This is a genomic window from Micrococcus sp. PSi08 (assembly GCF_054960655.1).
In genome coordinates this window covers 33808-58211 of record NZ_JBHNYP010000011.1, presented here as the reverse complement: position 1 = coordinate 58211, position 24404 = coordinate 33808, and the positions used below count along the sequence as shown (strand labels likewise).

24 protein-coding genes and 1 riboswitch are annotated in these 24404 nt (G+C 74.5%); of the genes, 6 read left to right on the top strand and 18 right to left on the bottom strand.

Translation table 11 applies throughout. From position 1 onward, the window contains the following. Window positions 1-5: 5 nt before the first annotated feature. Genes ACFI33_RS05360 through ACFI33_RS05350 form a run of 3 tightly spaced genes read right to left on the bottom strand, consistent with a single transcriptional unit; the run spans window position 6 to window position 3153 of the window. A complete protein-coding gene (locus tag ACFI33_RS05360; protein WP_044659689.1) occupies window positions 6-641 on the bottom strand; it encodes a cation efflux transmembrane domain-containing protein in 636 nt (211 codons plus the stop codon). Further along, the gene (locus ACFI33_RS05355) at window positions 638-1774 is read right to left on the bottom strand and encodes a GNAT family N-acetyltransferase (RefSeq protein ID WP_462623808.1); all 1137 of its coding nucleotides are present in this window, start codon (window positions 1772-1774) and stop codon (window positions 638-640) included. Before ACFI33_RS05355 ends, ACFI33_RS05360 begins: the two co-directional genes overlap by 4 nt. After that, complete coding sequence (locus tag ACFI33_RS05350) at window positions 1771-3153, bottom strand: glycine--tRNA ligase (RefSeq protein ID WP_462623807.1); 1383 nt, start codon at window positions 3151-3153, stop codon at window positions 1771-1773. Before ACFI33_RS05350 ends, ACFI33_RS05355 begins: the two co-directional genes overlap by 4 nt. Before the next feature lie 141 nt (window positions 3154-3294). Between ACFI33_RS05350 and ACFI33_RS05345 the strand changes: the two genes are divergently transcribed. After that, window positions 3295-3537, top strand: a complete 243-nt coding sequence (locus ACFI33_RS05345; protein ID WP_036317588.1) for an RNA-binding S4 domain-containing protein — start codon at window positions 3295-3297, stop codon at window positions 3535-3537. A gap of 52 nt (window positions 3538-3589) precedes the next feature. Here ACFI33_RS05345 and ACFI33_RS05340 read toward each other — a convergent pair whose 3' ends face one another. Beyond that, complete coding sequence (locus ACFI33_RS05340; protein WP_036340883.1) at window positions 3590-4282, bottom strand: alpha/beta hydrolase; 693 nt, start codon at window positions 4280-4282, stop codon at window positions 3590-3592. Between the two features lie 80 nt (window positions 4283-4362). On the opposite strand from ACFI33_RS05340, the gene ACFI33_RS05335 reads away from it, so the two are divergent. Beyond that, entirely contained in the window at window positions 4363-5256 is an 894-nt protein-coding gene (locus tag ACFI33_RS05335) for an SGNH/GDSL hydrolase family protein (protein WP_462623806.1), read from the top strand. A 75-nt stretch (window positions 5257-5331) separates the two neighbouring features. On the opposite strand, the gene metX is transcribed toward ACFI33_RS05335, so the two are convergent. Then, window positions 5332-6462, bottom strand: a complete 1131-nt coding sequence (gene metX, locus ACFI33_RS05330; protein WP_010079225.1) for a homoserine O-acetyltransferase MetX — start codon at window positions 6460-6462, stop codon at window positions 5332-5334. Next, window positions 6459-7826, bottom strand: coding sequence for a bifunctional o-acetylhomoserine/o-acetylserine sulfhydrylase (locus tag ACFI33_RS05325; RefSeq protein WP_462623805.1), 1368 nt, complete (start codon window positions 7824-7826; stop codon window positions 6459-6461). Before ACFI33_RS05325 ends, metX begins: the two co-directional genes overlap by 4 nt. A gap of 130 nt (window positions 7827-7956) precedes the next feature. Then, window positions 7957-8072: riboswitch (SAM riboswitch) on the bottom strand. Between the two features lie 177 nt (window positions 8073-8249). Between ACFI33_RS05325 and ACFI33_RS05320 the strand changes: the two genes are divergently transcribed. Then, a complete protein-coding gene (locus ACFI33_RS05320) occupies window positions 8250-8885 on the top strand; it encodes a VOC family protein (protein WP_078025700.1) in 636 nt (211 codons plus the stop codon). An 18-nt stretch (window positions 8886-8903) separates the two neighbouring features. On the opposite strand, the gene ACFI33_RS05315 is transcribed toward ACFI33_RS05320, so the two are convergent. Then, window positions 8904-9800: a CPBP family intramembrane glutamic endopeptidase gene (locus ACFI33_RS05315; RefSeq protein WP_371485204.1), complete on the bottom strand. Its 897-nt coding sequence runs from the start codon at window positions 9798-9800 to the stop codon at window positions 8904-8906. A 140-nt stretch (window positions 9801-9940) separates the two neighbouring features. Here ACFI33_RS05315 and ACFI33_RS05310 point away from each other — a divergent pair, with 140 nt between their 5' ends. Continuing rightward, on the top strand, window positions 9941-11017 hold the full coding sequence (locus ACFI33_RS05310; protein ID WP_462623804.1) for a phosphotransferase: 1077 nt from the start codon (window positions 9941-9943) through the stop codon (window positions 11015-11017). 15 nt (window positions 11018-11032) lie between these two features. Here the strand turns inward: ACFI33_RS05310 and gatB are convergent, their stop codons facing one another. The 11 genes from gatB to ACFI33_RS05255 all read right to left on the bottom strand — a co-directional run bounded on the left by gatB (window position 11033) and on the right by ACFI33_RS05255 (window position 22309). Further along, window positions 11033-12538, bottom strand: coding sequence for an Asp-tRNA(Asn)/Glu-tRNA(Gln) amidotransferase subunit GatB (gene gatB / locus ACFI33_RS05305; protein ID WP_462623803.1), 1506 nt, complete (start codon window positions 12536-12538; stop codon window positions 11033-11035). Continuing rightward, the gene (gatA, locus tag ACFI33_RS05300; protein WP_178329084.1) at window positions 12535-14151 is read right to left on the bottom strand and encodes an Asp-tRNA(Asn)/Glu-tRNA(Gln) amidotransferase subunit GatA; all 1617 of its coding nucleotides are present in this window, start codon (window positions 14149-14151) and stop codon (window positions 12535-12537) included. Before gatA ends, gatB begins: the two co-directional genes overlap by 4 nt. A gap of 8 nt (window positions 14152-14159) precedes the next feature. After that, a complete protein-coding gene (gene gatC / locus ACFI33_RS05295; protein WP_049146890.1) occupies window positions 14160-14456 on the bottom strand; it encodes an Asp-tRNA(Asn)/Glu-tRNA(Gln) amidotransferase subunit GatC in 297 nt (98 codons plus the stop codon). A 204-nt stretch (window positions 14457-14660) separates the two neighbouring features. Then, the gene (locus ACFI33_RS05290; protein WP_462623802.1) at window positions 14661-15185 is read right to left on the bottom strand and encodes a GNAT family N-acetyltransferase; all 525 of its coding nucleotides are present in this window, start codon (window positions 15183-15185) and stop codon (window positions 14661-14663) included. Next, a complete protein-coding gene (locus ACFI33_RS05285) occupies window positions 15182-15664 on the bottom strand; it encodes a hypothetical protein (RefSeq protein ID WP_462623801.1) in 483 nt (160 codons plus the stop codon). Before ACFI33_RS05285 ends, ACFI33_RS05290 begins: the two co-directional genes overlap by 4 nt. After that, a complete protein-coding gene (locus tag ACFI33_RS05280; protein ID WP_350747481.1) occupies window positions 15661-16578 on the bottom strand; it encodes an inositol monophosphatase family protein in 918 nt (305 codons plus the stop codon). Before ACFI33_RS05280 ends, ACFI33_RS05285 begins: the two co-directional genes overlap by 4 nt. Next, entirely contained in the window at window positions 16575-18968 is a 2394-nt protein-coding gene (gene ligA, locus ACFI33_RS05275; protein WP_462623800.1) for an NAD-dependent DNA ligase LigA, read from the bottom strand. The genes ACFI33_RS05280 and ligA overlap by 4 nt, the downstream gene beginning before the upstream one ends. Window positions 18969-19008: 40 nt before the next feature. Further along, the gene (locus ACFI33_RS05270; protein WP_020625514.1) at window positions 19009-19767 is read right to left on the bottom strand and encodes a PP2C family protein-serine/threonine phosphatase; all 759 of its coding nucleotides are present in this window, start codon (window positions 19765-19767) and stop codon (window positions 19009-19011) included. Between the two features lie 11 nt (window positions 19768-19778). Next, complete coding sequence (locus ACFI33_RS05265; RefSeq protein ID WP_070709465.1) at window positions 19779-20918, bottom strand: adenylate/guanylate cyclase domain-containing protein; 1140 nt, start codon at window positions 20916-20918, stop codon at window positions 19779-19781. Further along, window positions 20915-21442 (bottom strand): PH domain-containing protein, encoded by a 528-nt coding sequence (locus ACFI33_RS05260; protein WP_041103555.1) that lies wholly within the window; start codon window positions 21440-21442, stop codon window positions 20915-20917. The genes ACFI33_RS05265 and ACFI33_RS05260 overlap by 4 nt, the downstream gene beginning before the upstream one ends. A 30-nt stretch (window positions 21443-21472) precedes the next feature. After that, on the bottom strand, window positions 21473-22309 hold the full coding sequence (locus ACFI33_RS05255; protein WP_102708164.1) for a biotin--[acetyl-CoA-carboxylase] ligase: 837 nt from the start codon (window positions 22307-22309) through the stop codon (window positions 21473-21475). Window positions 22310-22498: 189 nt separating this feature from the next. On the opposite strand from ACFI33_RS05255, the gene ACFI33_RS05250 reads away from it, so the two are divergent. Both ACFI33_RS05250 and ACFI33_RS05245 read left to right on the top strand, forming a co-directional pair. Next, a complete protein-coding gene (locus tag ACFI33_RS05250; protein ID WP_070709357.1) occupies window positions 22499-24082 on the top strand; it encodes an acyl-CoA carboxylase subunit beta in 1584 nt (527 codons plus the stop codon). Next, entirely contained in the window at window positions 24079-24372 is a 294-nt protein-coding gene (locus ACFI33_RS05245; protein WP_101965796.1) for a hypothetical protein, read from the top strand. The genes ACFI33_RS05250 and ACFI33_RS05245 overlap by 4 nt, the downstream gene beginning before the upstream one ends. Window positions 24373-24404 lie beyond the last annotated feature (32 nt).

Below are 24404 nucleotides of genomic sequence, written 5' to 3'. Positions count from 1 at the left end.
ACCGCTCAGTCGTCGTCGACCTCGCCGGCGAGGGCCTGGGCCGCCAGGTGCTCCTCGGTCGCGGCCTCCCAGATCTCCTTGGCGGCGGAGCCGTTGAGCAGCACGAGAAGCACGCCCACGATGATGTCCGCCCAGCCCGACGCCGTCAGCACCGTGATCCCGGACAGGGCGATCAGCACGACGCCGGCCACGAGGTCGTTGCGCGCCGCGAGCCAGGCCGCCCGGGTGAGGGAGCCGCCGTCGACGCGGACGCGGGCCAGCAGGACCACGCACACGATGTTCACGAGGAGCGAGCCGACGGCCGCCCCCAGCAGCACGCCCGCGGCCGGCGGCTCGGGGTCGCCGATCTTCGTGGCCGCCATGACGAGCGCCGCCACGGCCGGCAGCACGATGATCCCGGCCATGACCTTGCCGATGACCGCCTGCCGGGCCGCCGTCCACCCGAGCGCCACGAAGATCAGCAGGTTGACGGCGAAGTCCTCGAAGAAGTCGACGGAGCCCGCCACGAGGGCCACCGAGCCGATCCCCACCGCCAGGATGATCTCGACCACCAGGTAGGCGCCGTTGAGCAGGGCCACCGCCAGGACGGTGCCCCGCAGGGTGCGGGTGCGCCGGCGGTCCGCTACGGCCGCCCGGTTCACGCGCCCGGCGCGTCGTTCACGAACACGTACGTGTCCACCAGCGTCCGCGCCGCGTTGCCGCCGATGAGCCCGTCCACGATCCGTTCCAGCGGGGCCATCGCCTCGTCCACCTCGACCTGCACGGGGTACTGGGCCACGAGCAGGGCGAGCAGGTCGGCCACGGCCTGCAGCGCGTCCTCCTCCCCCAGTTCCGGGTCCCAGCCCACGAGCACGTCGGCCGGCGCGTCCTGGCGCTCCGGGGTGTAGGAGACCGCGAAGGAGCGGATGCGCCCGCCCTCGGTCTTCGGGGCGTCGCGGAGCACGACGGCGCCCGCGGCCCCGGTGGCCGGGCCCAGCAGCAGCTGCTGGGCGGCCCCGGCGCTCAGGGTCGACGGGTCCCACACGTGCACGGCGTCGTAGAACGCGGTGACCGCCTGCGTCAGCTCGACGGAGCCGGTCGAGGCCTCCTCGAGGACCACGCCGTCCGGGTGCTCCTCCCCGCGCACGTCCGGCAGGCCGATGGCGCCCGGGGCGATCGCGACGCGGCGGGAGCGCTGCACGGGGGTGAAGCCCTCGGCCACGAGGAACGCCTCGGTGCCGGCGGCCAGTGCGGCGGTCTGGGAGCGCACGGCGTCCGTGTCCACGGGCGGGCGGCCGGTCGCACCGTCGGCCTCGGTCTGCGGGTCGGCGCCGGTCACACCGGGCACCAGGGCGTCCTTGGCGAACCGGGCCTTCAGGGCCGTCGTCGGGATGGCGCCGGCGGCGTGCGCCTCCGCGGCGAGCCCCCGCAGGGCCGCCACGAGCGCCCGGCCGATGCCCCGGCGCCGCTCGGCGGCCGCGGTCTCGACGTACAGCCACAGCCGCCGCGGGTGCACGGACGAGGCGTAGACGACGCCCGCCGCCACCGGCACGCCGGCGGCCTCGGCCACGAGCGCGCGGCGCCAGGGCCGTTCCGCGTCCTCGGCGAGCATCGCCCGGTCCTGGTGCTGCTGCGCGTTGGCCGGGTCGCCCCACACCTCGAGCAGGGCCAGGTCGTCCCCGGGCCGCCAGGGACGCAGCACGATCTCCCCGCCGGCGACCGCGGCGGAGTCGAACAGCGCGCCGCCGTCGTCGTGTCCCGCGGCCCCGGCCGCTCCCGTCACGTCCCCGCTCACTTGACCAGGCGCTCGATCAGGTAGGACTTCACCTGGGACAGCGCCACGCGCTCCTGGGACATGGTGTCCCGCTCGCGGATGGTGACGGCCTGGTCCTCGAGGGTGTCGAAGTCCACGGTGATGCAGAACGGGGTGCCGATCTCGTCCTGGCGGCGGTAGCGGCGGCCGATCGCGCCGGAGTCGTCCGTCTCGATGTTCCACAGGCCGCGCAGCTCGGCGGCCAAAGCCTGGGAGGGCTCCTGCAGCTCGGGCTTCTTGGACAGCGGCAGCACGGCGGCCTTGACCGGGGCCAGGCGCGGGTCCAGCTTGAGCACGGTGCGCACGTCCACGCCGCCCTTGGCGTTCGGGGCCTCGTCCTCGGCGTAGGCGTCCACGAGGAACGCCATCATGGCGCGGGTCAGGCCGAAGGACGGCTCGATCACGTACGGGGTGTAGTGCTCGTTGTTGGCCTGGTCGAAGTACTGCATCTTGGTGCCCGAGTGCTCGGTGTGCCGGCCGAGGTCGTAGTCGGTGCGGTTCGCGATGCCCATCAGCTCGCCCCAGCCGTCGCCGCCGGTGAACCCGAAGTCGTACTCGAGGTCGATCGTGGCGTCGGAGTAGTGCGCCCGCTCGTCCGCGGGGACGTCGAACTTCCGCAGGTGCGCGGGGTCGATGCCGAGGTCGATGAACCAGTCCCAGCAGTCCTCGACCCAGCGGTCGAAGTGCTGGCCCGCCTCGGCCGGCGGCACGAAGTACTCGATTTCCATCTGCTCGAACTCGCGGGTGCGGAAGATGAAGTTGCCCGGGGTGATCTCGTTGCGGAACGCCTTGCCGATCTGGCCGATGCCGAACGGCGGCTTCTTCCGGGCCGCGCCGAGCACGTTGAGGAAGTTCACGAAGATGCCCTGCGCCGTCTCCGGGCGCATGTAGTGCAGGCCCTCCTCGTTGTCCACGGGGCCGAGGTAGGTCTTGACCAGGCCCGAGAACAGCTGCGGCTCGGTCCAGGCGCCCTGGGTTCCGCAGTCCGGGCACACGATCTCGGCCATGCCCTCGGCCGGCCGGCCCTTCTTGGCCTCGAACGCCTCGAGCAGGTGGTCCTGGCGGTGGCGCCTGTGGCACTGGGTGCACTCCACGAGCGGGTCGGTGAAGGTCTCGACGTGGCCGGAGGCCTCCCACACCGCGCGCGGCAGGATGATGGAGGAGTCCAGGCCCACCATGTCCTCGCGGGAGCGCACGAAGGTCTTCCACCATTCCGCCTTGATGTTCTCCTTCAGCTCCACACCCAGGGGCCCGTAGTCCCACGCGGAGCGCGAACCGCCGTAGATCTCACCGGCCTGGAACACGAAGCCTCGGCGCTTGGCGAGGTTGATGACGTTGTCCAGCGGGGACTTGGCAGCCATGGGGGCATCACTTCCGTACTCATCGGCGGGGCGGGAGGGGATCACGACGACGACGGCGCCCGGCCGCCTTCGAGGCGGCGGGCCCGTTCCGGCGCGGCGCGCCGGTCGATCCCGTCCAGCCTACCGGCCATGATGGACACCATGACCGAGACGAACGCACCCGACGCCCAGCCCCTGCCCATCCGTGACGAGTCCATCCGCCTCGGCCAGGCGCTCAAGCTCGCCTCCCTCGTGGAGGACGGGGCCATGGCCCGCGACGTCGTCACCGACGGGCTCGTCACCGTCAACGGCGCGGTGGAGACGCGCCGCGGCGCCCAGCTGCACGACGGGGACGTCGTCGAGTTCGCCGGCGAGGCGTTCGTCGTCCAGGCCGGGCAGGCCTGAGCCGACGCCCCGTCGGGCGGCCGCGGCGCCGTCGTCGAGCGTGTCCGGTGCGTCAGCCGCGGGGCGGCACCATGTGGGCGAGGTACTCCTTCACGTGGCCCAGCTCCTGCTCGTTGATCGCGTGGCCGAGCCCGGCGTAGACGATCTTCATGAGGTCCACGTGGGCGTTCAGCCAGGCATGGGTCTCCTCGACCCGGGGCTCGGAGATGATCGGGTCCTCCTGGCCGCGGCCCCAGAAGACCTTCGGTCGGACGCGGGCGACGTCGTCGTCGCGGGTGAACAGCTCGCGCAGCCGCGGCTCGGTGAGCTCCGGGTCCACCACGAAGCCGGACAGCGCCACGGTGCACGCGTAGGCCTCCGGGTCCAGGCGCAGCAGCGACGTGGCCATCGCCATGCCCTGCGAGAAGCCGAGCAGGGAGACGGTGCGGAAGTCCCCGCGCACCGCCTGCACCCAGGCGTGCAGGGCCTCGACGGCCTCGCGGACCGGCTCGGCGGTGGAGCCCAGCTCGCCCGTGACGGGGTCCTGGGAGAGCGGGAACCAGGCGTGGGAGCCCGGCTGCAGGGGCAGGGGCGCGCGGACGGCGGCCACCGTGACGTGCTCGGGCAGGTGCGGGACGAGGCCGAACAGGTCGTCCTCGTTCGCGCCGTAGCCGTGCAGGACGATCAGCAGGTCCTCGGTGCGCTCGCCCTCGGGGCGGGACCAGCGGACGACGGGCTCGACGGCGGGGGTGGGGTTCGCGTTCACGTCCGCCAGCCTAGCGAGCGGCACGGTCGGCCCCTCCCGGAGGTTGACCCCTCCCGCGCGACGTGGGCAGAATCCTACCCGTGGGTAACCCATCCTCCTCCCAGCCTCCGCACGCCTCCGACGCGACCCCGGTCGACGACCCCGCCGCCCATCCGTGGCGCCGCTACGTCGCCATCGGGGACTCGTTCTCCGAGGGCATCGGCGACCCGGACCCGGACCGTCCCGGCTACCACCGCGGCTGGGCCGACCGCCTGGCCGAGGAGCTCTCCCGCCTGACGCCGCCCGGCGAGGACCTGGCCTACGCCAACCTGGCGGTCCGCGGGAAGCTGCTGGACCAGATCGCCGAGGACCAGGTGGAGCCGGCGCTCGCCCTGCGGCCGGACCTCATCAGCGTCTGCGCGGGCGGCAACGACATCCTGCGCGGCGCGGACCCGGACGAGATCGCGGTCCGGTTGGACGCCGTCGTCGAGCGTCTGGCCTCCGACGGCGCCACCGTGCTGCTGTTCAACGCGACCGACGTGAAGGGCACGCCCGTCATCGGCCGCATCCGCGGCACCGTGGCGATCTACAACGAGAACGTGCGCACCATCGCGCTGCGGCACGACGCGCTGGTGCCGGACATGTGGTCGCTCAAGGACCTCGCCCGGCGGGAGATGTGGGCCGAGGACCGCCTGCACTTCTCTGCGCTCGGCCACCACACGATCGCCGCGATGGTGCTGGACACCCTCGGCGTGGAGCACGGCCTCGAGCACCTGCGCCTCTCCCCGCCGGCGCCGCGCACGTGGCGCGCGGCCCGCGCGTCGGACGCGGCGTGGGTGCGCACGCACCTGGCGCCGTGGGTGGTCCGCCGCCTCCGCGGCGTCTCCTCCGGCGACGGCGTCACGGCCAAGCGCCCCGTCCCCGAGCCGCTCTTCGGCGCGCCGATGCCGCGGGGCTCGGACCACACCGAGCCGCTGGACGTCGTCGAGCCCTGAGCCCGGCCGGCGGGAACCGGTGGCCGTTTCCCGAACGACAGTGCCGCGACACGCCGCCGTTTCCCGAACGAAAGCTCAGAGGGCGAGGGTGCGCTTCAGCGTGTCGGCCACCTGGCCGTATTCGGTGAGGAACCCGTCGTGGCCGATGGGCGAGGCGATCGTGTGCACCGGCGGCCGCGCGGGCAGCGCCGCCGCGAGCGCCTCGGACTCGGCCGGCAGGTAGAGCCGGTCCGAGTCGACGGCGGCCACGAACGCCCGGCCCCGGTAGTCCGCGAGCGCCGCCGCCACGCCGCCGCGCCCGCGCCCGACGTCGTGGCCCATGAGGGCCTCGGTGACCACGAGGTAGGAGTTCGCGTCGAACCGGTCGGTGAGCTTGGCCGCCTGGTGGTCCAGGTAGGACTCCACGGCGTAGCGCCCGCGCCCGCCCGGCACCCCGACGACGGCGCCGAAGGGATCTTCGACGCCCTGCGGTTCGCGGCCGAACCGCTGGCCGAGCTCGCCCGCCGTGCGGTAGGTGGTGTGGGCGATGCGCCGGGCGATGCCCAGGCCGGCCACGGGGCCGGGGCCGGGGTAGTAGTCGCCGCCCTGGAAGTCCGGGTCGAGGCGGATGGCCGCGGTCTGCGCCTGGCCCCACGCGATCTGGTCGGCGGAGGAGGCCGCGGTGGCGGCCAGCACGCCCACCCCGGCGACGCGCGCGGGGTGGGTCGCGGCCCACTCGAGGGCGCGGGCCCCGCCCATCGATCCGCCGATCACGGCACGCCAGGCGCCGATCCCGAGGTGGTCGGCCAGGCGCCGCTCGGCCTCGACCGCGTCCCGCAGCGTGAGGAACGGGAACCGGGAGCCCCAGGGCCGCCCGTCGGGCGCGGGCGTCGAGGGCCCGGTGGAGCCGTGGCAGCCGCCGATCATGGCGGGGGCGACCACGAACCACCGGTCCGTGTCCACGGCGCGGCCCGGGCCGACGAGGGCGTCCCACCAGCCCGGCGTCGGGTCCTCCTCGTGCGCGGCCACGTGCGCGTCGCCGGTGAGGGCGTGCAGCACGAGCACGGCGTTGGAGCCGTCGGCGGCGAGGGTGCCCCAGGTCTCGTAGGTCAGCTCGACGTCGGGCAGCAGCCCGCCGGTCTCGGTGCGCAGCTCGCCGACCCGCAGACGGTGGCGGCCGCCGCGGGGCAGCGCGGTGCGCGACGGACGCGTGGCAACGGCGGTCATGCCCGCTCCCCCGCGTCGTCGTCGCCGCGGCGAGCGGCGGCCGCGAAGCCGCGCTCGAGGTCGGCGAGGATGTCCTCGATGTCCTCCACGCCGAGCGAGAGCCGCACCAGGCCGGGGGTGACGCCGGCGGCGCGCTGCTCGTCGTCGGTGAGCTGGGAGTGGGTGGTCGAGGCCGGGTGCACCACGAGCGAGCGGACGTCGCCGATGTTGGCCACGTGGTGGTGCAGGGTGAGCCCGTCCACGAACGCGGCCCCGGCCTCGCGGCCGCCCGCGATCTCGAAGGAGACGAACGCGCCCGCGCCCTTCGGCAGGTAGCGCTGGGCGCGCTCGTGCCACGGGCTGGACTCCAGGCCGGCGTAGACCACGTGCTCGACGTCGTCGCGGCCCTCGAGCCAGCGCGCGACGGCGGCCGCGTTGGCCACCTGCCGCTCCATGCGCAGGGACAGGGTCTCCAGGCCGAGGTTCACCAGGAACGCGTTGAACGGGGAGATGGCCGAGCCGTAGTCGCGCAGCAGTTGCACGCGCGCCTTGAGGATGAAGGCCAGGTTGGCGCCGAGCGGCGAGCCCACCCCGAGGTCCCGCGCGTAGACGAGGCCGTGGTACGACTCGTCCGGCTCGTTGAAGCCGGGGTACCGCTCGGCGTGCTGCGCGTAGTCGAACGTGCCGGCGTCGACGATCACGCCCGCGATGGCCGCGGCGTGCCCGCCGAGGTACTTCGTGGCGGAGTGGGTGACGACGTCGGCGCCGTGTTCGATCGGCCGCAGCAGGTACGGGGTGGCCAGCGTGTTGTCCACGATCAGCGGCACGCCGGCCTCGTGGGCGGCGTCGGCGACGGCGCGCACGTCCAGGACGTCGCCGCGCGGGTTGCCGAGGGTCTCGCCGAAGAACGCCTTGGTGTTCGGCCGGACGGCGGCGCGCCAGGACTCGAGGTCGTCCGGGTCGGTCACGAACGTCGTCTCGACGCCGACCTTGGCGAGGGTGTGCTTGAACAGGTTCTGCGTGCCGCCGTAGAGGCTGGCCGAGGCGACCACGTGGTCGCCGGCGCCGGCGAGGTTGAGGATCGCGAACGTCGTCGCCGCCTGACCGGAGGCCAGCAGCAGCGCGCCCACACCGCCCTCGAGCGCGGCGATCTTCTCCTCCACCGGGCCCTGCGTCGGGTTGCCGATGCGGGTGTAGAGCGGGTCGAGGTCCTTGAGCGCGAACCGGTCCGCGGCCACCTGGGCGGACGGGAAGTCGTACGAGGTGGTCTGGAAGATCGGCAGGGCGGTCGCACCGAAGGCGTGCTGGCCGACGGCGACGCCCGCGTGGACCTGCGCGGTGGAGAAGCCCCAAGCGTCGGGGGTCGGGGTGGGCTGGTCGGTCATGGCGGACCCTCCTGAAGGGTTCAGGGGCCGGACCCGGCCGCCCCGCCCGCCGGCCGACGTGCCGATCCGGGGACCGGCGTCGTCGAGGTGCCGGAGATGACCCGGCGCCGTCGAGAGGGGCCGTGGGATCGGCCCGCGCTTGCCGGCATCCGTTGTGGGGCCGGCCTGGTCGTCACCCGGGGCACCCCACCGCGGAAGGAGGGTTGCCGGTCAGCATGCCGGGGCCTGTTGCTGACTCTCGTGACCGTATCCCCGAGTGTAGCCCGCCGCCCCGCCACGATTTCGTCACGCGTGTCACACGCGGATACGCTCTCCGCACGGGGCACCCGACCCGTCAAGGGCTCGACGCCCCGCGACTCGCACCAGGTCAACCCCCGGGGCAGCCCGGGAACGGAGAGGAACAGCGCAGTGCACACCTGTCGCATGGACCACGTGTCCTACGCCGCCGGCCCCGAGGGCCTGGACGCCACGGTCGCCCGCATCGCTGAGACGCTGGGCATCGAGCGGATCAAGGGCGGTGTCCACCCCCGCTTCGGTACGCAGAACGCCCTGTTCCCCATGGCGGGCAGGCAGTATCTGGAGGTCGTCGAGGCCCTGGACCACCCGGCCTCCCTCAGCGCGCCGTTCGGCCAGCTCGTGCGCGCCCGCACCGAGCAGGGCGGCGGCTGGATGAGCTGGGCGGTGGCCACCACGGACATCGGCCGGTTCGAGCGCCGCCTCGGCCGTGAGGCCGTCCCCGGCAACCGTCGCTTCCCGGACGGCCGGGAGCTGTCCTGGCGGCAGATCGGCGTCAAGGGAACCCTCGCGGACCCGCAGCTGCCGTTCATCCTGCGCTGGGCCGACGGTCAGGAGGACATGCACCCCTCGCAGGCGGCCGAGCCGCAGGCCACCATCGAGCGCCTGAACATCGCCGGCTCCCCCGAGCGCCTCGCCGAGTGGCTCGGCGACGACGAGGACGGCCAGGTCCAGGACGTGAACATCGAGTACGTCGCGCCCTCCGGCACCCCGGGCATCGTCTCGGTCACCTTCCGCACCCCGAAGGGCGAGGTCACGCTCTGAGCGCGGGGGCGGGGCCGCTCAGCCGAGCAGCCCCGCCCGCGCCAGCAGCGGGTAGCCGACGAACCCGACGGCGTCCAGCAGCGTGTGCGCGATGACCAGCGGCATCACCCGGCGCACCCGCAGGAACACGAGCGCGAACACCACGCCCATCAGGGCGTTGCCCACGCCCGGCCCGATCCCCTGGTACAGGTGGTACGCCCCGCGCAGCAGCGCGAGGGCGAGCACGACGACGGCCGCGCGGGTCGGCAGGTACAGCCCCTCGGCGCTCACCCACGACGACGGCACGGCCGGCGCCGGATCGTGCGCCAGGCCCGCGGCGCGCAGCCGCTGCAGATACCCGAGCCGGTCGACGAGCCAGGCGCCCACGATGACCTCCTCCAGCAGTCCGTGCCGCAGCGCGGAGAGCAGCAGGACCGGCACCTGGTACCAGCTCTCCCCGAGCGCCGAGCCGACGATCGCCGTCGTGATCCCCAGGGCCCGGCCGGCGGCGTAGACGCCGAGCGTGCCCAGCCCGATGGCCGCGAACAGGCCCAGGCCCCAGGCCAAGTCGCGGCCGGGGCGGCGCAGGTCGAGGCCGAGCACCCGGAACGGGTTCCGGCCGCGCAGGTGCATCAGGTGCAGCACGAGGGCCACCGGCACGAGCGCGAACCCGATGCCGAGCAGCTGATAGGTCAGGTCGAAGGCCCAGCGGTCGGCCAGGGCCGGGTTGAGGACGGTGGTCTGCTCGCCGAGCGGGGCCTGGGTGGCCTTGTCGATGAGCTGGACGATCGCGTAGACCGCCGACTTCCCCAGGGAGAGGCCGAGGACGATCGCGATCTCCCACCGCACCGTGCGCGCCGAGGGGGCGGGCAGCGCGGGGGCGGGTCGGACGGCCGGGCCGGCCGGGGTGCGGGACGTGCGCGGGGTGGCGGGCATGCCCTCCAGTATCCGCCCGCCCCCTCTCCCCCGGCCGCTTTCGAACGTGTGGTAGGGCCTCTCTCCCGTTCGAAAGTCCCCATTCCCCCGATGTCACGTTCGAAAGTCCGGGAGGGCAGAGGGAGGGTTAGCGTGGTCGTGTGGTCTCCCCGCCTGCCCCCAGCGAGCTCGAGCTGGTCCACCGCGCCCTGAGGCACCTCCGCCCCGGCCTCGACCCCGCCCTCGCCCGGCGGCTCCGCACAGCCGACTGGGCCGCGGCGTCCGTGGAGGAGGGCGGGCAGTTCCACCGGGTGCTCGTGCTCGAGGACGTCGGCGTCCTCCGGATGACGCGGGCCCACGAGGTCGGCGCCGCCCCCGCCGCGCGGTGGGCGCCCGAGCGGGACCCCGCGGCGCACCTGCCCCGGCGCCTGGCCCTCCTCGACGGGCTCGCCGCGGCCCTGGCCGAGCGCCGCGTGCCGTGGACCGTGCCGGTCGCCCTCTCGGACCCCGTCCCCGCGGGCCCGGGCGCCGCGGTGCTGCAGCGCTTCCTCCCGGGCGGACCGCACCCGCCGCACGAGGGCGATCCGGCCGTGCTGCGCGGCGTCCTCGACGACCTCGCCGCCGTGGACGTCACCGACCCGCGGATCGCCCCCCACCTCGGCCGCCCGTTCGCCTTCCGCGGCCCGTGGACGCCGGAGCGCGCCCGGCACGTCGCGGCGCTGCCGGGGGCGGTCGCCGCGCGCCTGGGCGCGTGGGAGGGGCACGACGTCGACGCGCGGCTGGGCGCCGAGGCGTGGCCGGACGCGGTGGCCGCCCTCGCGGACGCGGTGACGGCGTGGACCGCCGCGCCGCCCGTGCCGCCGTCGCTCGTGCACGGCGACCTGGCCGGGCACAACATGCGCTGGCGCGCCGTGCCCGAGGACGAGGACCCGCGCGCCCCGCTGCGCTGGGCGCTGGCCGGGGTGCTGGACTGGGACCTCGCGTGCGCGTGGGACCCCGCCCTCAACGTCGCCTACCTGGCGCTGTGGCATGGCGAGGAGAAGGTCCCCGACCTGGCCCGGGACGCGGCCGAGGCGCGCCGGGCCCGCGTGTGGCTCGGGGCGATGGCCCTGGAGACGCTCGACGACGCGGCGGCCCGGGACGCGATCGTCGGCGGGCTGGCCGCGGGGTCCTGGCGGCGCCTGCTGCGCAAGACCCTGCCCCGCGTGGCGCGGGCCCTCACCGCCCTGGGCGGCTGAGGGCCCGCGCGGTCGTCAGGACACGCCCAGGCGCTCCAGCACGATCTCCCGCACCCGGCCGGCGTCGGCCTGCCCGCGGGTGGCCTTCATGACCGGGCCGATCAGGGCACCGACGGCGGCCATCTTGCCGCCCTTGATCTTCTCGGCCACGTCCGGGTTGGCGGCGATCGCGGCGTCGACGGCCTCGGTGAGCGCGCCGTCATCGGACACCACGGCCAGGCCCTTCGCCGAGACGACCTCCTTGGGGGCGCCCTCGCCGTCGGCCACCAGGCCGAGCACCTGCTTGGCGATCTTGTCGTTGATCGTCTTCGCGGCGATCAGCTCCTCGACCTCCACCACGTGCGCCGGGGTGATCCCCAGCTCGGCGACGGCGACCTCACGGGCGTTCGCCAGGCGGGCGATCTCGCCCATCCACCACTTGCGGGCGGCCGCCGCGGAGGCGCCGGCCTCCACGGTCGCGACGATCTCGTCCAGGACGCCGGCGTTGACGACGTCGCGGAACTCCTCGTCCGAGAAGCCCCACTCGGCCTTGAGCCGCTTGTTCCGCACGGCCGGCAGCTCGGGCATGGCCGCGCGCACGCGCTCGACCCACGCGGCGTCCACGTGCACGGGCACGAGGTCCGGCTCGGGGAAGTACCGGTAGTCGTCCGCGTCCGACTTCGGGCGGCCCGAGGTGGTGCTGCGGGTGTCCTCGTGCCAGTGGCGGGTCTCCTGCGTCACGGTGCCGCCCGCGGCCAGCACCGCGGCCTGGCGCTGGATCTCGTGGGTGACCGCGTGCTGCACGGCGCGCGTGGAGTTCACGTTCTTCGTCTCGGTGCGGGTGCCGAACTCGGTGGCGCCCTTGGGCATCAGCGAGACGTTCGCGTCGCAGCGGACGTTGCCGCGCTCCATCCGCGCGTCGGAGATGTCGATGGCCTGCACGATGTCCCGGATCGCGGTGACGTAGGCGCGGGCCAGCTCGGGGGCCCGCGCACCGGCGCCGACGATCGGCTTGGTGACGATCTCGATGAGCGGCACGCCCGCACGGTTGTAGTCGACGAGGGACGCGGAGGCGCCCTGGATCCGCCCGGAGCCGCCCACGTGGGTGAGCTTGCCGGCGTCGTCCTCGAGGTGCGCGCGCTCGATCTCCACGCGGAAGACCTCGCCGTCCTCCAACTCGACGTCCAGGTGGCCGTCGAAGACGATCGGCTCGTCGTACTGGGAGGTCTGGAAGTTCTTCGGCGTGTCCGGGTAGAAGTAGTTCTTCCGCGCGAACCGGCAGGTCTCGGCGACCTGCGCGTCCAGGGCCACGCCCAGGCGGATCGCGTACTCCACGACCTTGCGGTTGAGCACCGGCAGGGTGCCCGGCAGGCCGAGGTCGAGCGGGGTCACGTTCGTGTTCGGCTCGTCGCCGAACGCGTTGGGCGCCGAGGAGAAGATCTTCGTGGCGGTGTTCAGCTCCACGTGCACCTCGAAGCCCAGCACGGGGTCGAAGCGCTCCATCGCCTCCGCGAAGTCCATGGTCTGCTCTGCGTGGCTCATGCCCGGCCTCCTGCCGTGGTCGCGGTGGTGGCGCGCTGCGCGCCCTTCTCCAGCTCGGGGGCCTCGGCCCACACCGGCCCGCCCCGGCGCTGGGCCACGAGGCGTTCGAGCGCGGCGCCGGCCTCGTACAGGCGCGCGTCCTCGCGCGCCGGTGCCATCAGCTGCAGGCCGTAGGGCAGCCCGTCGACGACGCCACCCGGCACGGACATGCCCGGGATGCCGGCGAGGTTGGCCGGGATGGTTGCGAGGTCGTTGACGTACATGGTCATCGGGTCGTCCGTCTTCGCGCCCAGCTCGAACGCCGGGGTCGGCGCGGTGGGCGTGAGGATGACGTCCACCTGCTCGAAGGCGCGGGCGAAGTCCTCCTGCACGAGCGTGCGGACCTTCTGCGCGGAGCCGTAGTAGGCGTCGTAGTAGCCGGCGGACAGCGCATAGGTGCCCAGGATGATGCGCCGCTTGACCTCGGCGCCGAACCCGGCGGCGCGGGTGGCGCCCATGACCTGCTCGATCGTGCCGCCGCCGTCGGGCACCACGCGGTGGCCGTAGCGGACGCCGTCGAAGCGGGCCAGGTTGGAGGAGGCCTCCGAGGGCATGATCAGGTAGTACGCCCCGAGGGCGGCGTCGAAGCTGGGGCAGGAGACCTCCACGATCTCCGCGCCGGCCTCACGCAGGGCCGCGACGTGCTCGTCGAAGCCGGCCCGGATGCCCGGGTGGAACGCGTCCGCCGGCAGGTCCGTCACGACGCCGACGCGCAGCCCCGCCAGGTCGCGGCCGCGGGCCGCGCCGGTCAGGTCCGCCGGCTCGTCGGCCAGGGACGTGGAGTCCTGCGGGTCGTGGCCGGCGATGACCTGCTGCAGCGCCGCGGCGTCGGCCACGGTGCGGGCGGCGGGGCCGATCTGGTCCAGCGAGGAGGCCATGGCGATGAGGCCGTAGCGGGAGACCGCGCCGTAGGTGGGCTTCACGCCGACCGTGCCGGTGAACGCGGCGGGCTCACGGACGGATCCGCCCGTGTCCGAGCCGAGGGCGAAGGGGGCCAGGAAGGCGGCGACGGCGGCCGCCGACCCGCCGCCCGAGCCGCCGGGCACGCGGTCCCCGTCCCACGGGTTGCGGGTGATGCCGAACGCGGAGTGCTCGGTGGAGCCGCCCATCGCGAACTCGTCGAGGTTGGTCTTGCCGAGGATCGGCAGGCGGGCCTCGCGGAGGCGGGCCACCACCGTGGCGTCGTACGGGCTGAGCCAGCCCTCGAGCATGCGGGAGGCGGCCGTGGTCGGCTGGCCTCGCGTGACGATGTTGTCCTTCACGGCCACGGGCACGCCGGCCAGCGGGTGCAGGGCGTCGGCCTCGGGGCCGCCGGCGGCGCGGATCGCGTCCACCTCGGCGGCGACGGCGAGGGCCTCGTCCGTGTTCACGTGGAGGTAGGCGCGCACGCCGCGGTCGCCGTCGGCGTCGGCGCGCACGTCGCCGTCGTGGGCCGCGATGCGGTCCAGGTGGGCCTGGACGAGCTCCACGGAGGTGGTGGTGCCGGCGCGCAGGCGCTCGGCCATCTGCAGCGCGGTGAGCCGGACGAGCTCGTCGGCGCCGAGGGTCGCGTTCACGTCGAACGTCTCGGTCATGGGGGTGCTCACTCTCCGTCCAGGATGGCGGGGACCTTGAACTGGCCGTCCTCGGAGTCCGGCGCCTGGTCGAGGGCCTCCTCCTGCGTGAGCATGCCGGCCGGCACGTCCTCGCGGAACACGTTCTGCAACGCGATGGGGTGGGACGTCGGCGTCACGTCGTCGCCCGCGGCGGCCTGGACCGCGGAGACGTGCTCCAGGATCTTCTCCAGGTCGCCGGACATCGTGTCCAGCTCCTCGTCGGTCATCCGGATGTGGGCCAGGCGAGCCAGATGCTCCACCTGATCCCGGGTGATCTCAGGCATGGATCTCCTCGTGTGACGGGTCGGGGCGGGGTGGACGACGCCGGCGCGGCGGCGGCCACATCGGAATCGAGTCTAGTGCCGGGGCCTGCCCGGCCGCCGCCACCGCTTCGAGGCGGGAGATCCACCCCACCGCGGCGCTCCGGGCCCGCATGACAGGGATTTCCCGCCCCGAATGGGGTCCCGGTGCCGATGTCCCGCCCGGGGTCAGTCCAGCGCGAGCCGGTAGACGAGGAACGGGCCGGTCTCGTCGGCCGGGTCGAGGTCCGGCACCACGTCCGCGAGGAGCCAGTCCCGCTGCGGGACGCGCACGAAGCCGGCGCGCTCGTACATCCGGTGGGCGTCGGTCATGGAGGGCATGGTGGTCAGCACGACGGCGTCCACGCCCTCCTCGGCGCGGGCCCGCGCCACGATCTCGGCCAGCAGGGCGCCGCCCACCCCGCGGCGGTGGAACCGCGGGTGCACGGCGAGCATGCGGAACTCGTACTCCCCGTCGCCGGAGGTCTCGGCCAGGGGCGAGCCGGGCGGGGTGAGCACCACGGACCCGGCCACCTCGCCGTCGACCTCGGCCACGAGGATCTCCGCGCGGCCGGCCCGGTCGGCCACGTCCCTGAGGGTCTTCACGTAGGCGTCGTCGGGGGCGATGTGGCCGCCGTCGACATAGGACGCCAGGGTGAGCTCGGCGACCGCCTCGTGGTCCTCGGGGCGCAGCGGGCGGACGAGGGCGCTCATGCGTCACCTCCGGCGCGCTGGCGCAGCGTGTCCTTCAGGCGGGCGCGGGTCGCGTCCGTGGCCACGACGTAGTCGCGCCGACGCAGCCAGGCGGTGGGCACGGCCTGGTGGGGGTGGCCGTCGCGCGCCTCGTGCAGCCCCTCGAGGAACGTCGCGGCCGCCGGCTCCTGCCAAATGTTCACCCAGTAGGCGCGCTCCCGCTCCTGCGCCGTCAGCTCCTTGACCAGCCGCCTCGTGAACGAACAGCCCGGCCGCCAGAACACGACGACGCCGCCGCCCTCGACGTGCGCCTGCGCGCCGGCGAACGGCCGCGAGCGGACCCGCACCGCCCACCGGTACGTCACCGCGTAGCCGGCCAGGACGAGCCCGGCCACGATCATCCCGACCTGCTGCAGGCGCGTCCCCGCGATCATGAACGTCAGTCCGCCGGCCACGAACAGGACCGGGTAGAACCACGGGTCTCCGACGATCCGTCTCATGCCCTCTCCCCCGTCACGGCGGCCAGGGCGGCCGCGTCCACGTCGCCGGCCACCATCCAGTGGGGATGTGCCGTGCCGTCCGCCGAGGCGGGCCGCGTCACCGCGACGCCGGCCTCCTCCGCCACCAGCGCGCCGGCGGCCCAGTCGTACTCCTGCGTGCCGAACTCGGCATAGGCGTCCAGGGTGCCGTCGGCGACCATGCACAGGTCCAGCGCCGCCGAGCCGATCCGTCGCACGTCCCCGAACGCGGGCAGCAGGGCCGCGAGCGCCCGCACCTGCAGGGCCCGGCGAGCGGGGTCGTAGCCGAAGCCGGTGGCGAGCAGCCGCCCGGAGCGCCCCGCCACGGGACCGGTGAGCCGCACGGGGGCGGCGTCCCGGTCGGGCACGTCCACGCCCGCCGTCGTCGCGTCCGCGGTGCTGAAGGCGCCCCGGCCCGCGCTCGCGAACCAGGTGCGTCCCAGCGCGGGCGCCGCCACGACGCCGGCCAGCCAGCGTTCGGTGCCCTCGGCCACCCCCAGCAGGTCGGCGGTCTCGGCGTCCGCCGGGCCGGTGACGGCCACCGAGGTGCAGAACTGCGGCAGGCCGCGCACGAAGTTGGTGGTGCCGTCCAGCGGGTCGATGGACCAGCGGTACCCGGACGGCTCGGCTGGACGGGTGGCGCCGTACTCCTCGCCGGTGATCTCGTCCGAGGGGCGGTAGCCGGCGATGACCTCCCGGACGGCCTGCTCGGCGCGGCGGTCGTAGTCGGTGACCCAGTCGGAGCCGGAGGACTTCGTCTCCGCGCCGATCTCCTCGATGCCCAGCGGGACGGCCGGGTGGTGACCGGTCCAGCGCCGGGCCAGGACATCCGCGCCGGCGCGCGCGGCGGCCTTGGCGACCACGAGCAGGCCCGGGACCGTGGTGCGCGCGCTCATGCCGGGGCCTGCCCGTCCGCGGCGCCGTCGGTGGCGTCGTCCGTGTCCGCCGGGCGCACGGCGTCCGGGCCTCCGGCCAGCAGCGCCGTGAACCCGGCCTCGTCCAGCACGGGCACGCCGAGGGACTGCGCCTTGTCCAGTTTGGAGCCGGCGGCCTCGCCGGCCACGAGGAAGTCGGTCTTCTTGGACACGGACCCGGAGGCCTTGCCGCCGCGCACGAGGATCGCCTCCTTCGCGGAGTCGCGGGAGAAGCCCTCGAGCGAGCCGGTGACCACCACGGTCAGGCCCTCGAGCGTGCGCGGGGTGGACTCGTCCTGCTCGTCCTCCATGACCACGCCCGCCGCGGCCCACCGGTCCACGATCTCCCGGTGCCAGTCCTCGGCGAACCACTCGATGAGCGCGTCCGCGATGATCGGGCCGACGCCGTCGATCTCGGCCAGCCGGTCCCGGTCGCCGGCCTCGGCCGCCGCGCGCAGCGCCGCCATCGAGCCGAACGCCGTGGCCAGCGAGCGGGCCGCCGTCGGGCCCACGTGCCGGATGGACAGCGCCACGAGGGTGCGCCACAGCGGCTGGGACTTGGCCTTCTCGAGCTCGTCGAACAGGCGCAGCGTATTGGCCGTGGGCGCGGACGGCTTCTTGGCGGTGCCGGCGGTGAAGAAGTACGGCTTGAGCGTGAACACGCCCGAGGGCACCATGCGGCCGTCCACCTTCGTGCGGCCCTCGCGCCACACGCGCACCGCGCCGAGGGAGCGCTGCAGGTCGGTCAGCCCGTCCTCGCCGCGCGGGCCCGTGATCTCCTCCGGCGTGCCGGAGGCGAGGTCGAAGATCTCCGCCTCCGCCGTGATGGGGCCCGGGCCCTCGGGCCGCACGTGACCCTCGTGCTCGGCCGGGTCCTCGCCGGGGCCCTGGACGAGCCAGCGGGCGGCCTCCTCGCCGAGCGCCTCCACGTCGAACGCGCCGCGGCTGGCCAGGTGCTCGACGCGGCCGGCCAGCTGGGCCGGGCAGGAGCGGGCGTTGGGACAGCGCAGGTCCACGTCCCCCTCCTTGGCCGGGGCCAGCGGCGTGCCGCACGAGGGGCAGTGCGCGGGCATGACGAACTCGCGCAGCTCCCGGCCCGCCTCGATCGCCTTCTCGCGCAGCGGCAGCACGGGGCCCACGACCTCGGGGATCACGTCCCCGGCCTTGCGCACCACCACGGTGTCCCCGATCAGCACGCCCTTGGCCTTGACCACGTCCTGGTTGTGCAGGGTGGCCAGGGAGACGGTGGACCCAGCCACGGTGACCGGCTCCATCACCGCGAACGGGGTCACCCGCCCGGTGCGGCCCACCGAGACCGCGATGTCCCGCAGCAGCGTGTGCACCTCCTCCGGCGGGTACTTGTACGCCGCGGCCCAGCGGGGCACGCGGGAGGTGTGGCCGAGGTAGCGCTGGTCCGCGAACGCGTCCGCCTTCAGCACGATGCCGTCGATCTCGTGGATCAGCTCGTGCCGGCGCCGGCCGTACTCCTCGATCACCGCGACGACGGCGGCCAACGCCTCCTCGTCCGCGCCCTCCACCAGCCGGGTGTAGGGGCTCACGGGCAGGCCCCAGCCCGCGAGCGCGTCGTACACCTCGTGCTGGGACTCCAGCCCGAACGCCTCGACCGAGCCGATGCCGTGCACGAACATGGCCAGCGGGCGCTGCGCGGTGACGGCCGGGTCCTTCTGACGCAGGGCGCCGGCGGCGGCGTTGCGCGGGTTCGCGAACGGCGTCTGACCCTCCTCCGCGCGGCGCGCGTTGAGCTCGGCGAAGGCGGCGGAGGACATGAACACCTCGCCGCGCACCTCGAACTCGGCGGGCCAGCCCTCGCCGGAGAGCTCGTGCGGGATGTCCCCGATGGTGCGCACGTTGGCGGTGACGTCCTCGCCCGTGACGCCGTCGCCGCGGGTGGCGGCCTGCACGAGCCGCCCGTCCCGGTAGCGCAGGGCGACGGCGAGCCCGTCGATCTTCACCTCCACGAGCCAGCGGGGCGCCACGCCCGGTCGCACCTGCGTCAGGGCCTGCGCCGCGCGGCGGAACCAGACCTCGAGCTCCTCGATGGAGAACAGGTCCTCGAGCGAGTACATGCGGGCCCCGTGCCGGACGGGGGCGAACGCCTCCGAGACCTCGCCGCCGACCTCCTGGGTGGGCGAGTCGTTGGCCACGAGCTCGGGGTGCAGGGCCTCGAGGTCCTCGAGGCGGCGGTACAGCGCGTCGTACTCGGCGTCCGAGATCTCCGGGGCGTCCCGCTGGTAGTAGGCGGTCCGGGCGGCGCGGACCCGCTCCACGAGGTCCTCGTACTCCTCCCGCAGGTCCGCGGCGGGGATGTCCTGCGGATCGGGCTGGGCGGCGGATTCCTTGGGGGTGCTCACCCGGCCCAGCGTAGTCGGCGTCCCGGACGGCGCACCCGGGTCAGGGGATGCGCACGAGCACCGCCGTGATGTTGTCCCGGCCGCCGCGCCACAGGGCGGCGCCGATGAGCTTCTCGAGGGCGTCCTCGAGGGTGTCGGCGTCGTCGATCAGCGCGCGGATCTCCTCGTCCAGCAGCTCGCCGGTCAGGCCGTCGCTGCACAGCAGGACGAGGTCCCCGGAGGCGAGGGGGACCTCGGCCACGTCCACCGTGAGCGCCTCGCGCGAGCCGAGCGCGCGGGTGATGACGTTGCGGCGCGGGTGGACGCGGGCCTCGGCGGGGGTGAGCTCCCCCGCGTCGACGAGCATCTGCACCGCCGAGTGGTCCACCGTGAGCTGCTGGAGCACCGGCGAGCCGACGGGCCGCAGGTACACCCGGGAGTCGCCGACGTTCGCCACGGCCCAGCGGCCGCGCTCCGTGTCCAGGCAGGCCAGGACGGTCAGGGTGGTGCCGGAGCGCCCCAGCCCGGCCTCGACGACGGCGGCGTCCGCCTCGTGGATCAGGTGGCCGAGCTCCTGGGGCGTGTGGGCCGTGCCCGGGGCGAGCACCTCGGGGGCGCGGCGGCGCAGGGTCTCGATCGCGGCGGCCGAGGCCACCTCGCCGGCCTCGTGCCCGCCCATGCCGTCGGCCACGGCGGCGAGCACCAGCGGCTCCCCGACGAGGGTCCACGCGTCCTCGTTCAGGTCGCGGACGGCGCCCACGTGGGTGGCGCCCGCGGCCTGGGGCCGCGGCGCGGACGGGGTCTCGGGGCGGGGGTCCACGGGGTCCTCGATCAGTCGGCGAGCAGGGTCTGGGCCGACCCGTCCAAGAGCAGGGAGGGGCGGACCTCTCCGAACCCGCGGACGATCCTGGGCGGCTGCGGGACGAGCACGAAGCGCTCGTCCCGGGACAGGGCCGCAGCGGTCATGGCGTCCACGAGCACGGTACCCGGATCGGCCAGGGACGTCAGCCGCGCGGCGAGGTTCACGGTGGGCCCGTAGATGTCCCCCATGCGGGAGAGCACCCGTCCCCATGTCAGGGCGACGCGCGCCGAGGGCAGCTCCTCGTCCGCGGCGATGGTCTCGGCCAGGGAGAGCGCGATCGCGGCGCCGGCCTCGGGGGTCTCGGCGTTGAACATGACCTCGTCGCCGATGGTCTTCACGAGCCAGCCGCCGCCGGCCGAGATGGTCTCCGCGGCGAGGGACTCGAAGCGCAGCACCATGCGGGCCAGCGTCCGGTCGTCCATGGTCCGGGAGAGCGTGGTGTAGGAGACCATGTCCGCAAAGCCGACGGCGCGGGCCAGCGGCAGCGGCGCGTCCGACTCGGAGCCGTCGCGGCCCCGGGCGCTGGCCGCCAGCCCGGCCTCCACGCGCACGGTCAGGCGCTGCACGGCGCGGTTGAGCTGGCGCCGGTAGACGATCCGCATGGCCTTCTCGAGCGGTCCGACCATGTCCGGGAGCATGTCGACGACGGCCCGCCGCGCCTCCGGGTCCGTCAGGTCCTCGGAGGCGATCTTGTCCTCCACGAGCGCCTCGATCTGCCACACCACCATGCGGTCCGTCATCTGCCCGATCGAGCGCGCCAGCGAGATGGCCGTGTCCTCGTTCAGCGTCCCCGAGCGCACGAGCGTGAGCACGGACTCGAACGCCTCGATGTCCGCCTCGGTGAAGGCCTTGTGCCCCTCCGGCGACGTCGGATAGCCCAGCGCACGCCAGATCTTCCGGGCGGAGGCCATCGAGACGCCGAGGCGCTGCGCCACCTCCCGTGAGGTGTAGGCGCGCGGGCCCACCACCAGGCCGGCGTCGAGCGTGCGCATCGCGCTCGTCCAGCCGGCGGGCTGGGCGGAGCGCTCCTCGACGTCGCGGGCGGTCTCGTCCTCAGCCGGCGGGACGATCGGCAGCGGTGCGGTGTCCGGTGTCTCCGGACGGCTCATCGGAGGTCTCCTGTCGGGACGGGGGCGGGCCAGGTTGCGGTGCGGGCCTGGCGGGTGAGGTGGGCCAGGGCCTCCTCGAAGCGCGCGGCCTCGGGGACGTCGCGCAGCCGCCAGTGGACCTGGCGGGCGGGCTCCTGGAAGAGGATGTGCAGGTCTCCGGCACCCGAGCCGCGGCGGCGCCGCTGCACGTCGGCGATGGACACGAGCGGCATGGCGGCACCGGAGCCGCCGACGCCGGCGCCCTGGAGGATGCGGCGGTCGGTGAGCACGGTGCGCCGGAAGACCCAGCGCCACAGCGGGCGGATGGTGCCGGGGAGCAGGACGAGCGCCGCGACCACCCACGCGGCCGCCTCGAGCACGGCGCGGTTCGCGGCGACGATCCCGGGCAGGTCGGGGCGTGCGAGCACGCCGACGGCCAGGCCGAGCAGGAACGCGACGGCCACGAGGACCGCGGCCGGGCGCAGCAGCGCGCGCGGGTGGGTGCGGGTGCGCACCATCACCTGCTCACCGGGCTCGAGTCGCACGGCGGTCACCTCCTGACCGGGACGGGTGTGTCATGCGCCGCGATGGACGTCTCCGCGCAGGTGGGCCACGTCCCCCGCACTGACCTCGGTCTCGATTGTGCCACGGTCCGGTGTGACGTGCTTCACGCGCAGGGTGCCGCCGGGGCCGAGGCCCACGGCCGTGCCCTCCAGCACGCCGCCGCCGGGCAGCTCGGCGCGCACCGCGCGGCCCAGGGTGGAGAGGCGGTCCGCCACGGCCGCCACGGCGGGGTGGCGTCCGTCCACGGCCGCCGCCTGTCCCGCCACGCCCGCCGCGAAGCGGTCCACGGCCGCCACGACGGCGTCGCGCAGCTCGACCGCGAGGTCCCGGGGCGCGGGCACGGCGTCCGCGCCGATCCACTCCGCCAGGTCCGTGGCGGTGTCCACCGGGGCGGCCCCGCGGTGGTCCAGGTTCACGCCCATCCCGACGACGACGCCGGGCCCCTTGCCGTCCGAGGACAGCGCCACCGTGGCCAGCACGCCGCACAGCTTGCGCCCGTCCGTGGCGAGCACGTCGTTCGGCCACTTCACGTGCGTCGGGACGCCCCGGGCCGCGAGGCGCTCGGCGACCGTGGCGGAGGCGACGAGCGAGAGCCAGCTCAGGTGGGCCGGAGAGACCGGCACCCCGCCGGACTCGGGACGCAGGTACACGGACAGGGCGAGCGCCGCCCCCGGCGCGGCGCTCCACACCCGGGAGTGCCGACCCCGGCCGGCCCGCTGGTCCGCGGTGGCCACGGCCGCACCGTGCCGGTGCCCCTCGCGGTCCAGCCGCGCGAGGAGCTCATCCTGCGTGGAGCCGGCGGAGTCCAGCCAGGTCAGGTCCGGTGTGGGGGCGTCGTCGGGGTGCATGCCCCTAGATATACAGGGCGTTCCCGAGGGCGGGCTGGGCGGGCCGATCCGCCGCCGGGGCGCGCGGAGGGGCGGCCCGGGCCGACGTCCTCGTCGTTTGTGGGCTTCCTCCAACCGAGGGCGTCCGCGGCGGCCCGTAGACTGGCCGACTGAGCCTCCGCATCTGGCGGACCACCACAAGGAGGACGTGTGACCGATCCCGATCTGACCACCACGGCCGGCCGGCTGGCCGACCTGCATCGGCGGCTCGAGGCGACGGCCGCGCCCGGCGGCCCGGACGCCGTCGAGCGCCAGCACGCGCGCGGCAAGCACACCGCGCGCGAGCGGATCGACCTCCTCCTGGACGAGGGCTCCTTCGTGGAGCTGGACGCGCTGGCCGTGCACCGCACCACCGCGTTCGGCATGGACGCCAAGCACCCGGCAGGCGACGGCCTGGTGTCCGGCTTCGGCACCGTGGACGGGCGCCAGGTGGCCGTCTACTCCCAGGACTTCACCGTGTTCGGCGGCTCGCTGTCCGAGCGCAACGGGCAGAAGATCGTGAAGGTCCAGGAGTTCGCCGCGCGCAACGGCTGCCCCGTGATCGGCATCCTCGACGGCGGCGGCGCGCGCATCCAGGAGGGCGTGGCCTCCCTCGCCCAGTTCGCGGACATCTTCCGGAACAACGTCCTGGCCTCGGGCATGATCCCGCAGATCTCGCTGATCATGGGCCCCTCCGCCGGCGGCGCGGCCTATTCGCCGGCCCTGACGGACGTCGTGGTGATGGTGGACCAGACCTCGCACATGTTCATCACCGGCCCGGACGTGATCAAGACCGTCACGGGCGAGGACGTGGACATGGAGACCCTCGGCGGCGCCCGCTCGCACAACGCCACCTCCGGCACCGCCCACTACATGGCCTCCTCGGAGGAGGACGCGATCGCCTACGTGCAGGAGCTGCTCGAGCTGCTGCCCTCCAACAACCTCGCAGAGGCCCCGACCTTCGAGGCCGCGGACCCGGAGCCCACGGACGAGGACCTCGCCCTGGACGAGATCATCCCGGACTCCGCCAACCAGCCCTACGACATGCTCGAGGTCATCGCCTCGATCGTGGACGAGGGCCACCTGCTGCAGCTGCAGGAGCTGTACGCGCCCAACGTGATCACCGGACTGGCCCGCCTGGACGGCATGAGCGTGGGCGTCGTCGCGAACCAGCCGCTGCAGTTCGCCGGCACCCTGGACATCGCCGCCTCGGAGAAGGCCGCGCGGTTCGTGCGCTTCTGCGACGCGTTCAACATCCCGATCATCACCCTCGTGGACGTGCCCGGGTTCCTGCCCGGCACGGACCAGGAGTTCAACGGCATCATCCGCCGCGGCGCCAAGCTGATCTACGCCTACGCCGAGGCCACCGTGCCGAAGCTGACCGTGATCACGCGCAAGGCCTTCGGCGGCGCATACATCGTGATGGGCTCCAAGAAGCTCGGCGCGGACCTGAACCTGGCCTGGCCGAGCGCGCAGATCGGCGTGATGGGCGCCCAGGGCGCCGTGAACATCCTGTACCGGCGCGACCTGAAGGCGACGGCGGAGGCGGGCGGCGACGTCGATGCGCGCCGGGCCGAGATCGTGGCCGACTACGAGGCCGAGCTGCTCAACCCGTACCAGGCCGCCGAGCTGGGCTACGTGGACGCCGTGGTGCCCCCGCACGCCACCCGCGGCCAGCTCATCCGCGCCCTGCGCGCCACCCTGCACAAGCGCGAGGCCCGCCCCGCCAAGAAGCACGGGAACATGCCGCTGTGAGCGCCCTGCTGGGTCCGGGCGCCCCGGACGAGAACGACGAGTCGACGCAGGCCACGCCGGCGTCGGCCGACCCGCTGCAGCTCAGCGGCCCGGAGTTGGAGCCGGAGGAGATGGCGGCGCTGGCCGCCGTCCTCGAGGCGGCCGCCGCGGCCCGGGCCGAAGCCGCCCGGCTCGCCGCCGCGGCCGCCGACCCCCGTCCCCTGGACCGCACGCTCCGCCGTCGCGGCGACCTGGGCCTGTGGGCCCGGCCCGGCCGCGGTCAGTGGCGTCAGGGCGCGGGCCCGCAGTGAGCCGGGACGCGGGCGCCAGCGCCTAGAGTGCC

Bases quoted from the DNA above. Each gene is read 5' to 3' on its own strand.
- ACFI33_RS05325 (WP_462623805.1), bottom strand. From the start codon at position 7,826: ATGACCGACCAGCCCACCCCGACCCCCGACGCTTGGGGCTTCTCCACC.
- gatB (WP_462623803.1), bottom strand. From the start codon at position 12,538: ATGAGCCACGCAGAGCAGACCATGGACTTCGCGGAGGCGATGGAGCGC.
- ACFI33_RS05285 (WP_462623801.1), bottom strand. From the start codon at position 15,664: ATGAGACGGATCGTCGGAGACCCGTGGTTCTACCCGGTCCTGTTCGTG.
- ACFI33_RS05320 (WP_078025700.1), top strand. From the start codon at position 8,250: ATGGACCACGTGTCCTACGCCGCCGGCCCCGAGGGCCTGGACGCCACG.
- metX (WP_010079225.1), bottom strand. From the start codon at position 6,462: ATGACCGCCGTTGCCACGCGTCCGTCGCGCACCGCGCTGCCCCGCGGC.
- ACFI33_RS05345 (WP_036317588.1), top strand. From the start codon at position 3,295: ATGACCGAGACGAACGCACCCGACGCCCAGCCCCTGCCCATCCGTGAC.
- ACFI33_RS05315 (WP_371485204.1), bottom strand. From the start codon at position 9,800: ATGCCCGCCACCCCGCGCACGTCCCGCACCCCGGCCGGCCCGGCCGTC.
- ACFI33_RS05350 (WP_462623807.1), bottom strand. From the start codon at position 3,153: ATGGCTGCCAAGTCCCCGCTGGACAACGTCATCAACCTCGCCAAGCGC.
- gatC (WP_049146890.1), bottom strand. From the start codon at position 14,456: ATGCCTGAGATCACCCGGGATCAGGTGGAGCATCTGGCTCGCCTGGCC.
- ACFI33_RS05290 (WP_462623802.1), bottom strand. From the start codon at position 15,185: ATGAGCGCCCTCGTCCGCCCGCTGCGCCCCGAGGACCACGAGGCGGTC.
- ACFI33_RS05255 (WP_102708164.1), bottom strand. From the start codon at position 22,309: ATGCACCCCGACGACGCCCCCACACCGGACCTGACCTGGCTGGACTCC.
- gatA (WP_178329084.1), bottom strand. From the start codon at position 14,151: ATGACCGAGACGTTCGACGTGAACGCGACCCTCGGCGCCGACGAGCTC.
- ACFI33_RS05280 (WP_350747481.1), bottom strand. From the start codon at position 16,578: ATGAGCGCGCGCACCACGGTCCCGGGCCTGCTCGTGGTCGCCAAGGCC.
- ACFI33_RS05265 (WP_070709465.1), bottom strand. From the start codon at position 20,918: ATGAGCCGTCCGGAGACACCGGACACCGCACCGCTGCCGATCGTCCCG.